Origin of the sequence: Pseudomonas sp. L5B5 (assembly GCF_020520285.1) — a bacterium.
Classification (GTDB): Bacteria; Pseudomonadota; Gammaproteobacteria; order Pseudomonadales; family Pseudomonadaceae; genus Aquipseudomonas.
The window spans coordinates 1854815-1862766 of record NZ_CP084742.1 but is presented as its reverse complement, the minus strand read 5'-3'; the positions used below and the strand labels follow the sequence as shown (position 1 = coordinate 1862766).

Genomic DNA, 7952 nt, shown 5'->3' with positions numbered 1-7952 from the left:
CGCCAGACGCGGCCAGGCTGGCGGTGGGCGGGTGCCCGCCGTCGGCCCGATAGGACGTTTCATTTACCTGGGACACCGCTCACTACGGCAGCACGGTGTCCTGTAAGGGGGCTCGCCGCTGGTCGGCGGAGCCCACCCTCAACGGACTTGTGGTCATCTATGGAAAAGTCGAAGTTTCGCAAAATCGGTATGGGGCTGTTGCTGGTGGTTGTGGCCGGATTGATTTTCTATGCGGTACGCGCGCCGGCACAGGCGCCGCAGTACCTGACCGCCATCGTCGAACGGGGAGACATCGAGAACGCGGTGCTGGCTTCCGGCTTGCTGGAAGGCATCCGGCAGGTGGACGTCGGCGCCCAGGTCTCCGGACAGCTGAAATCCCTCAAGGTCAAGGTCGGGGACAAGGTCAAGCAAGGCCAGTGGCTGGCCGAGATCGATCCCCTGGTGCTGCGCAATACCCTGCGCCAGGCCCAGGTCGACGAGGAAAACCTGCAGGCCAAGCGCCGGGCCACCGCTGCCCAGCTCAAGGAAACCAAGGCGACTTATGAGCGTTATCGCGAGCTGCAGGTGGACGCGTCGATTTCCAAGCAGGACTTCGACACCTCCGAATCCAACTACGAGGTGCAGCAGGCCAACCTGATGTCCCTGGACGCGCAGATCAAGAGCGCGCAAATCCAGATCGACACCGCCAAGGTGAACCTGGCCTACACCCGTATCATCGCGCCCATCGACGGCGATGTGGTGGGGGTGGTGACCCAGGAAGGCCAGACCGTGATCGCCAACCAGCTCGCGCCGATCCTGCTCAAGCTCGCCGACCTGGACACCATGACCGTCAAGGCCCAGGTGTCCGAGGCCGACGTAATCCACATCAGCCCGGGCCAGCAGGTGTACTTCACCATCCTCGGCGAGTCCGAGAAGCGCTACTACGCCAAGTTGCGGGGCACGGAGCCGGCGCCGCAGAATTTCCTCGAGACCCAGCCTGCCGGCACCCCCAAGCAGAACACCGCAGTGTTCTACAACGCGCTGTTCGATGTGCCCAACCCCGACCACCGCCTGCGCATCTCCATGACCGCCCAGGTGCGCATCGTCCTGGACACAGCCAAGGATGTGCTGATGGTGCCGGTGGCGGCCCTGGGCCCGCGCAATGCCGATGGCAGCTTCGCGGTACGGGTGCTCGACGCCAAGGGCCAGGCTCAGGCGCGCAATGTCACCACCGGGATCAACAACAACGTCAAGGTCCAGATCACCCAGGGCCTGGCCGAAGGTGACCAGGTGGTGATCGGTGATCCGCAGCCTGGCATGGCGGGGGCCTGACCATGACCCAGCCACTGTTGCAGCTCAAGGGCATCAGCCGCAGTTTCAAGGCCGGCGAACGGGAGTTCATGGCCCTGAAGAATATCGACCTGGACATCCAGGCCGGGGAGATGGTGGCCATCACCGGGGCCTCGGGCTCGGGCAAGTCGACCCTGATGAACATCCTCGGCTGCCTGGACTACGCCACGGCCGGCAGCTACCAGGTCAATGGCCGCGAAACCCGCGACCTGGACGACCAGGCACTGGCGGAACTGCGCCGCGATCACTTCGGCTTCATCTTCCAGCGCTACCACCTGTTGCCCCACCTCAATGCCATGCACAACGTCGAGATCCCGGCGATCTACGCCGGCAGCCCCCAGGCCCGGCGCCATGGCCGGGCCCGCGAGCTGCTGGCGCGCCTGGGCCTGGACGGGCACCTGGAACACCGGCCCAACCAGCTGTCCGGCGGCCAGCAGCAGCGGGTGAGCATCGCCCGGGCACTGATGAACGGCGGCGAGGTGATCCTGGCCGACGAACCCACCGGGGCCCTGGACACCAGTAGCGGCAAGGAGGTGATGCGCATTCTCCAGGAGCTGCACGCCGCGGGGCACACGGTGATCATCGTCACCCACGACCCCAAGGTGGCGGCCAATGCCCAACGCATCATCGAGGTGCGCGATGGCGAGATCGTCAGCGACCGGGTCAACCCGCAGCCGGCACAGGCGCTCGAGGCACCGCCGCAGGTGTCCTCGCGGCCGGCCGGGGCTCGGCGCCTGGTGGCCAGCCTGGGCCTGTTCAAGGAGGCTTTCGTGATGGCCTGGGTGGCGCTGGTGTCACACCGCATGCGCACCTTGCTGACCATGCTCGGGATCATCATCGGCATCACCTCGGTGGTGTCCATCGTGGCCATTGGCGAAGGCGCCAAGCGCTACGTGCTCAAGGACATCCAGGCGATCGGCAGCAACACCATCGACATCTTTCCCGGGGCCAGTTTCGGCGACAGCCGGGCGGCGGGCATCCAGACCCTGATGCCTGCCGACGTCACGGCCCTGAACCAGCTGTACTACGTCGACAGCGCCACGCCGATGGTGGGCCGCAGCCTGTTGCTGCGCTTCGGCAACATCGACCTCAATGCCACGGTCAATGGTGTCAGCCACCTGTACTTCAAGGTGCGTGACATCAAGCTCGCCGCCGGCATCGCCTTCAGCGAGAACGACGCCCGGCGCCAGGCCCAGGTGGTGGTCATCGACCACAACACCCGCAACCGGCTGTTCGGCCCGGATGTCGATCCCCTGGGGCAGGTGATCCTGGTGGGCAACCTGCCGTGCACGGTGATCGGGGTGGCTGCCGAGAACAAGAACCTGTTCACCGCAGCCAACCTGCTCAATGTCTGGCTGCCTTACGAAACCGCTGCCGGACGGGTGCTGGGCCAGCGTCACCTGGACAGCATCAGCGTCAAGATCAAGGACGGCCAGCCGAGCAAGGTGGTGGAGGAACACGTCAAGAAACTCATGGAACAGCGCCACGGGACCAAGGATTTCTTCACCAACAACCTGGACAGCATCATGCAGACGGTGCAACGCACCAGTCGCTCGCTGGCGCTGCTGCTGTCATTGATCGCGGTGATTTCCCTGCTGGTGGGCGGTATCGGGGTGATGAACATCATGCTGGTATCGGTCACCGAGCGTACCCGCGAGATCGGCATTCGCATGGCTGTGGGGGCGCGGCAGTCGGACATCCGCCAGCAGTTCCTGGTGGAGGCGGTGATGGTCTGCCTGATCGGCGGTTCCATCGGCATCGCCCTGTCCTTCGCCATCGGCTACCTGTTCACCCTGTTCATCAGGGAATGGGAGATGGTGTTTTCCATGGGGTCGATCATTACCGCGTTTGCCTGCTCGACGCTGATCGGGGTGATCTTCGGTTTTGTCCCGGCGCGCAACGCGGCGCGCCTGGATCCGATCGAAGCCCTGGCCCGTGATTGAGGCCGGCAGGGGTGCCACCGGCGCAGGGCCGGCGGCGCCCGGACCTCACTCGGGCGCGTTGGCGGCGACCGGCGCGGCGGCTTCCTGGGGCGAATACATCCAGCGCAACAGCGAGTGCCGGCCGCTGATGCCCAGCTTGATGGCCGCGCGCTTGAGGTAGCTTTCCACGGTATTGACCTTGAGCTGGCACTGTTCGGCCAGTTGCGGTGCGGTACGCCCGGCCAGCAGGCCGACGCAGACTTCCATCTCGCGATTGGACAGGCTCAGCCCCGATTGCGCCAGGCGGTCGGCAAACCGCAGGCGCAGGGTTTCCAGGCCTTCGATGGCGGCGCTGTCCTGCTCACCGTCCAGGCCCCGGGGTTGCAGGGCGCTGATGTGCTTTTCGACCATCGGCAGCAGCAGCGGCGAGATGTCTTCCAGCAGCAGGCGTTCCTGGTGCGAGAAGCTGCGGGCCTGGTTGCTGCGGTACACCGACAGCACGTACTGGTAGGAGTCGATGCGACCGGTCAGGTGCAATTGCGTCGAATCCTTGCCCCCACGCCGTCGCGATGGGGCCGGGTCGGCCTCCACGCTCTGCTCGGGGAAGGCTGCGTGCAGCAGCGAGTCGTCATTGGCCGACTGGCCGTGCAGCGGATGACAGTGGTGCACGGTGTTGCGGCTGGTGCCTTCGACGGTCTGTTCCGGGTCCGTTCGCAGTTGGGTGATATGGGTGGCGTCCACGGCCAGCTGAGTGAGGATCAGGTCGTGCAGCATGCGTGGGAAGCGGCGGCTGCCAGTGCTGGCAATGACCTTGCCAATGTGCGGGAACAGTACTTGTGAGTTCATCATTTCATCCATGAATGTGAAGTGTGGAAGGCTGCCTTATAGCAATGAGTTTGGTCGACTGCCGATTTACCTCCTGTTTATGCAGATCGACCCAAGGCAGCTTCGTATCCTAGTACAGGGATTTGCCGACCGTTGAATGAAACCGCGTAAAAAACATCGGCAAAAACCAGCCAGATACCGTCAAGGCACCGGCTGGCGGGGGGATGACGGCATTTGTGCCGGGTGAAAAAACTTTTGCAAGAGCGCCTTCCGGGCACGCAAGTTGTGCCCGTGGCGACTTTGTGCTAGCGGATATCCGCCGAGATTGGGGGCGTCGGTGGCGCTATGGGCTAATGGGGCTTTTTCTCGCAGTTGACCATCCACGACACGCCGAAGCGATCTTCCAGCATGCCGAAGCGTTCGGCCCAGAACGTCTCCTCCAGGGGCATGCGGATGCTGCCCTGGTTGGCCAGGGCATTGAATACCCGCTCGGCTTCGGCGGCGTTGTCGATGTTCAGGGCGATCGAACAACCGCGGATACCGGCGTAGGGCAGGTCCGGGGTGCTGTCCGAAGCCATCAGCACCTGGTCGCCGACGTTGAGTCGGGTATGCATGATCAGTGCATGGCAGTCGGCCGGGAGATGATCGCGGGCCGGGCTCTCGCCGAAGGTCAGCATCATTTCCAGGGTGCCGTTCAGGCATTGGGCATAAAACGTGAAGGCGGCCCGGCATTCGCCGTTGAATACCAGGTAGGGGTTGATTTTCATCGTGTACGTTCCTTGTGCGGCCAGGGCAGTCCCTGGAAAAACCGAGCGCCTTGCCGGCATCGGTGGACACTGCATAGCAAAGCGTCGAACGAGCGGACGCGTGCGTTTTTTTTAGACGCTTTTCCCATGGTTCGCGCAAGGCTTATAGCCGACCGCCCAGGGAGCGGTCGGCGGTGGCTACAGGCGGGGCTGCTCCTGGGGCAGGCCGAGCAACTGGTGCAGCGTGTTGATCAGCGCCTGCTGGCGTTGACGGTCTTCCTGGTGCCGGGCTTCGGCGACGGCGACATCGGCCTGGCAATGCGGGCACGTGACTTCGTGGGCATGGATGTATTGCCGGCAGGCTCGGCACAGGGCCAGGCGTGGCGGGATGCGGCCTTCATCGGGGGATGCGAGGCCCTGGTTGACCCAGGCCAGCTTGATCACTTGGCCGCTGTCGCTGACGCTGGATACGGTTTCGCCGGTATCGATGCGCTCGGTGACCAGGTCGAAGCGGCCCACGGAGAATGAGGCAGGCCCTGCGTCCTCGAGCTTGACGATGCGCTCGCGCAGGCCTTTCTTCGCCAGGTCCAGGGTCCGGTAGTGGCAGTAGGGGTTGTTGCCCGGCTTGCCTAGCAGCGAGTGCGAGGTCCAGGTGCAACCGCCCCGGCAGACGTCGTTGTAGTAGCAGGTTCGGCAGTAGCCCCAGAGGTCGTCCACCGAGCGCAGGCGGCCGAAGTGGATGCCCTCGCTGTAGTGCCAGATGTCGTGCAGGTTCATGGTGCGCACGTTGCCGCCGGAGAACCCGACGGTGGCCAGGGACGGGCAGCCCTTGACCGTGCCGTCGGCTTCCAGCGCCAGCACCGTCTGCCCGGCGGCGCAGCCGCTCCAGTGCACGCGCTCGTCGCCGAAACCGCGCCACAGGTGCTCGTAGGGGCCGTAGTAGCCGATGTTGTTGCCGACGTTCATCAGCAATCCGCGCTCGCTGCCTTCGCGGTAGAGCCTGGCCAGCAGCGGCATGACCTCCAGCAACTGGTAGGGCTGCAACAGCAGTTCGGGGTGGTCCACGGCATTGCCCATGGCCACGGTCAACTGGATCTGCCAGTGGCTGGCGCCGGCATCGATGATCAGGTCCATCAGGGCCGGCAGGTCGGGCAGGGTCGCGGCGCCGATCTGGGTGTTGACGCTGACCTTGAGCCCGGCCTGCTTGGCCCGGTGCAGGGTGTCCAGGGCTTTGTCGAAGGAACCCGGCACGTTGCGCACCGCATCATGCAGGGGCGCCAGGCCGTCCAGGGACACGCCGACGCCGTTGAGCCCGGCTTCTATCGCCGCCTGCATCTTGGCGGGGGTCAGGTTGCGCCCGCCGGTCTGGATCGCCACGTACATGCCGCGGTCGTGGATGGCCTGGATCAGCCGCGTCCAGTCCTTGCGCAAGTAGGCTTCGCCACCGATCAGGGTGACTTCCCGCGTGCCCAGGGCAGCCAGGGCGTCGATCACTTCCAGGCACTCTGTGGTGTTCAGTTCACCGGGACGGCGGTGCCCGGCCCGGGAGCCACAGTGCAGGCACTTTAGGTCGCAGGCCAGGGTGATTTCCCAGACCACGTGCACCGGCACGTAGCGCTTGATATCGCTCTCGCTGAGGTAGCGGGCGGGGAGACTGTCCGACATGAAAGATCCTTGCGCACCCAGCGGTGCGCGGCACCAACCCATCGATATAGGCGCGCCTTCCTTGAGCGGCAATGGCGCGATCGGTTGCCCGGCGATCCGGGACCGGCCATGGCCGGCCCCGGGGAGCCGGTCTCAGCGTTGTTCCAGGCGGTTGATTTCCGTCTGCAACTGCTGCACGGCCTTGCTCAGGTTGTCACTGTTGGCCAACTGCTGCTCGGCCTGGGCCACCAGGGCCTTGAGCCGCGCCAGGTCGCCGCTGGCCTGGGCCTGCTGCAACGCCACGGCATACAGCGGGTGCGGGTGCAGGTGGGCCTGGTCGGCCGGGTTGGCGGCCCGGGCCTGGGGCTCGGCGTGCGCCGCCTGCTCCACCTGGGCCGGGCTGACAGCGGCGTGCTGCACCACGTGCCAGTGACCCTGGTAGTCGTAGCGGTAGCTGGCAAAGCCGCTGGCCCAGTCCAGGCCGAGGATGCCCTGCAGGTGGAAGGTCTCGGCGGCCTGGCTGCCGGGACCGCTGGGGTTGCCCGCCAGGTTGAGGATCAGGTGGCCCTCGCTGGATTGATCGAGCTGGATCTGCGAGTAGTTGCCCCAGACATCGGCGAGAAAATTCACCGGGGGTGAGGTGCTCTGGGTTACGCGGGCCAGGCCGGTGACGGTTTTCTGTGGCGTGTTGACCAACAGATCGAGGGTCAGGACCGGCGCTCCGATCACCGGGTTGGCGACGATGAGGCGGGTATGGAACAGTCCAATTGTCATGCTGCAACTCCTTGGCGTGAGGGAAGACTCGAGGTCGCTGGGCTGGGCTCAGCGTCGTTCCTGCTTGCCGATCTCGGCCTTGGCCGCGTCCAGCGCGGTGCGGATCAGCGGCAACTGCTCCAGTTGCTGGGTCGCTACCCGGTGCAGGCTCTTCATCTGCGCCAGGTCGCCGCTGGCGATGGCACCGTGGATCGGGGCTGCGTACAGCGCCGAGATCGGCGGCAGCGGATGGTGCGGCTGGCTGTGCAGCTGGGGCCTGGACTGGGTGCTGGAGCGCACGTTGTCTTCCAGCTGTGCCGGCACGTTGTTCACGGTGACCCAGCTGTGGCCGTTGTAGTACTGGTAGTTGGCGGTGCCTTGCTTCCAGTCGTCGTCGACCACCAGGTGCAGCTTGAAGGTGATGATCGAGTTCGAGCCCGGGCCACCCTGGTTGCCCTGGGCGGTGATCAGGATCTTGGTGGTGGTGGGGGACATCACGGTCAGGTAGGTGTACTCGCCCCAGACGGCGCTTTGCAGGTCAAGCGGCGGGTTGGTCGCCTGGGTGATCGACGAAGTGCCGCGCACACTGCGCTCGGGGGTGTAGACCAGCAGGTTGAGCAACAGGGTCGGCGCCCCAGGTTGCGACGTGCCGATGCGGTAGCTCAGGGGGAACAGGCCTTCTTGGGAATGGGAATCGGACATTTGCTTTGCCTCCATTCAATGACGGGGAACC

General features: G+C 65.0%; 7 protein-coding genes. 2 read left to right on the top strand and 5 right to left on the bottom strand.

The features are described from left to right. Window positions 1–159: 159 nt before the first annotated feature. Together macA and LGQ10_RS08435 are read left to right on the top strand one after the other, a co-directional pair. The gene (gene macA / locus LGQ10_RS08440; RefSeq protein ID WP_058434029.1) at window positions 160–1311 is read left to right on the top strand and encodes a macrolide transporter subunit MacA; all 1152 of its coding nucleotides are present in this window, start codon (window positions 160–162) and stop codon (window positions 1309–1311) included. Between the two features lie 2 nt (window positions 1312–1313). After that, window positions 1314–3272 carry a MacB family efflux pump subunit gene (locus LGQ10_RS08435; protein ID WP_058434030.1) on the top strand — a complete coding sequence of 653 codons (1959 nt, stop codon included), beginning with the start codon at window positions 1314–1316 and terminating at the stop codon, window positions 3270–3272. A gap of 45 nt (window positions 3273–3317) precedes the next feature. Here LGQ10_RS08435 and LGQ10_RS08430 read toward each other — a convergent pair whose 3' ends face one another. The 5 genes from LGQ10_RS08430 to LGQ10_RS08410 form a co-directional block, all read right to left on the bottom strand. Beyond that, window positions 3318–4097 carry a helix-turn-helix transcriptional regulator gene (locus LGQ10_RS08430; protein WP_226525281.1) on the bottom strand — a complete coding sequence of 260 codons (780 nt, stop codon included), beginning with the start codon at window positions 4095–4097 and terminating at the stop codon, window positions 3318–3320. A gap of 329 nt (window positions 4098–4426) precedes the next feature. Then, window positions 4427–4843: a VOC family protein gene (locus LGQ10_RS08425; protein ID WP_058434032.1), complete on the bottom strand. Its 417-nt coding sequence runs from the start codon at window positions 4841–4843 to the stop codon at window positions 4427–4429. A 177-nt stretch (window positions 4844–5020) separates the two neighbouring features. Then, window positions 5021–6487, bottom strand: a complete 1467-nt coding sequence (locus tag LGQ10_RS08420; protein ID WP_226525280.1) for a GDL motif peptide-associated radical SAM/SPASM maturase — start codon at window positions 6485–6487, stop codon at window positions 5021–5023. A 132-nt stretch (window positions 6488–6619) separates the two neighbouring features. Next, window positions 6620–7240, bottom strand: coding sequence for a DUF1842 domain-containing protein (locus LGQ10_RS08415; protein WP_058436641.1), 621 nt, complete (start codon window positions 7238–7240; stop codon window positions 6620–6622). 48 nt (window positions 7241–7288) lie between these two features. Continuing rightward, window positions 7289–7921 (bottom strand): DUF1842 domain-containing protein, encoded by a 633-nt coding sequence (locus tag LGQ10_RS08410; protein ID WP_058436642.1) that lies wholly within the window; start codon window positions 7919–7921, stop codon window positions 7289–7291. Between the last annotated feature and the right edge of the window lie 31 nt (window positions 7922–7952).